Here is a 2,391-nt window from a genome sequence, read left to right on the forward strand (position 1 = left end):
GGCAGCGCACGCTTTGCAGCGTCGAATCTTCCGCCAGCCACGCTTGGGCTTGGTCCTGCAGATGGGTTTGCGTCAACAGCACCGTAGCCCCGCTGTCAACCAGCATGAACCGGATGCGGTCCGACGGATACTCCGGATCGAGCGGCACATATGCGCCTCCCGCCTTCCAGACCGCCATGACGCCGACCAGCAGGTCTATCGAACGGTCGGCTAGAATGCCGACGATCGATTCCCGACCGATGCCGCCCTCGCGCAGCGTGTAAGCCAGCCGGTTCGCTTGCTCGTTCAGCTCCCCGTACGTCAAATGCTTGTCCTCGTACATGACCGCCGTCGCTTCCGGAGTGCGCGCCGCCTGCTCTTCGAACAACCGGTGGAACGTTTTCTCCGGCGCAAGCTCGGACACCGCCGGGTTGAATGCATGAATTTGTTCCTGTTCTTCTACAGTCAACAGATCCAGCGTCGCAATTTTTGCGCCCGGGTCGCTTACAATCGCTTCGAGCAGCTGTTCGAAATGCTTGGCCAGCCGTTCGGCCGTCTCCCTCTTGTACAAGGCAGTCGCATATTCAAGGACGTACTCCAGACCGTCGTTGTCTTCGATCACATCCAAGCTCAGATCAAATTTCGCCATCCCATATTCGCTCGGATACGGAGCCAACCGGAGCCCTTCAAGATCGAAGTCTTTGCTTTCCGTGTTCTGCAAGGTAAACATCGTATCAAAGAGCGGATTGCGGCTTAAATCGCGGGCAACCTGCACTTTGTCCACCAGTTCTTCGAACGGATAGTTCTGATGCTCGTAGGCACCGAACATCGTTTCTTTCATTTCTTCCAGATACGCCAGGAACGTCTTCTCGCCGGCCGGATAGCTGCGGATGGCCAGCGTATTGATGAACATCCCGATCAGCGACTGCACATCGCTATGGTTCCTTCCCGCAATCGGCGTCCCTACAACCACGTCCTGCTGACCCGTATATTTATGCAGCAGAATCGTATACGCTGCAAGCAGCACCATGTACAGCGTCGCTCCGCTTTCGGCCGCGAGCCGCTTCAGACCTTCGCTCTTCTGCGCATCCATGAAGAAGTGGAGCGTATGCCCTTCATAGCTCTGCACGGCCGGACGCGCATAATCCGTCGGCATTTCCAGCACCGGCAGCTCCCCTTGGAACTGATCCAGCCAGTACGCTTCCTGCCGCTTCAGCTGCTCCTGCTGCGCGTCAGACTGCTGCCATGCCGCATAATCCTTGTATTGAATACGCAGGGGCTCAAGCTCTTCTCCGTCGTACAAGCGGACAAACTCTTCGACCAGAACCTCCATCGAGACGCCGTCGGAGATAATGTGATGCATGTCGAACATCAGAATATAGCGTTCTTCCGCCAGCTCGACCAGACCCACCCGCAGCAGCGGCGGCTTCGCCAGATCAAATGTGCGCACGAAGTCCTGCACCACTTCTCCAGCGGCTTCCTCGCTCGCTTGCACATACTCCACGGCAAAATCCACTTGCGGGTAAATCCTCTGCAGGGCCTCGCCGTTCACCATTTCAAAACCGGTGCGCAGCGTTTCATGCCGCGCGATCAGCCCGCGGAACGCCTCTTCGAACCGTTCGCGATCCAACGCCCCTTCCAGCAGCATCGCTCCCGGCATGTTGTAGCTTTGCTCCGCCCCTTCCAGCTGGTGCAGGATGAAGAGCCGCTTCTGCGCGGAAGATAGCGGGTAGTACTCTCTTTCCTCCGCCACCGGTATGGCCGAAAACGCCCCCTCTTCCATTCGGGTAATCGCCTGGGCCATCTCTTCAATCGTAGCGTAGCGGAACACGTCGCGCAGCGGCAGATCGACGTTCAGCTCCTTGTGCACCTTGCTGACCAGCGTCGTTGCGCGCAGGGAATGTCCGCCGAGATCGAAGAAGTTGTCCTTCACGCCAACGGTTGCAACCCCCAGCACTTCCTGCCATATACGGACCAGCTTTGCTTCCAGCGGCGTACGTGGCGCGGTGTATTCCGATCCGCTCGCGCCTCCTTCTGGCGCCGGCAGCGCCTTGCGGTCGATCTTCCCGTTCGGCGTCAGCGGCAGCCGCTCCAGCTGCACGAAGTACGACGGAATCATATACCCCGGCAGCTCCTGCGACATCGCGCTTCGCAGCCCGCTTGCTTGCAGCTCCTCGTCCGCCGTGAAGTACGCGCACAGCGCCTTCTGTCCGTTGCCGTCCTCCCGGATGACGACGACCGCTTCCTTGACGCCCTCCGCTTTCAGCAGCTGCGTTTCGACCTCGCCGATCTCAATCCGGTACCCACGGATTTTCGCCTGGTTGTCGATCCGCCCGATGAAGTCCACGTTGCCGTCTTCCATCCAGCGCGCCAGGTCCCCCGTGCGGTACAGACGCTCGCCCGGGACGAACG

The 2,391-nt window shown here is 59.3% G+C and carries 1 protein-coding gene; it reads right to left on the reverse strand.

Features of this window, described 5'->3' with window-relative positions:
• The coding region (locus QJ48_RS19925) for a condensation domain-containing protein (RefSeq protein WP_157261697.1) at positions 1–2,391 on the reverse strand (2,391 nt) is incomplete at both ends.

The organism is Paenibacillus sp. A3 (assembly GCF_001399685.1).
Taxonomy (GTDB): Bacteria; Bacillota; Bacilli; order Paenibacillales; family NBRC-103111; genus Paenibacillus_G.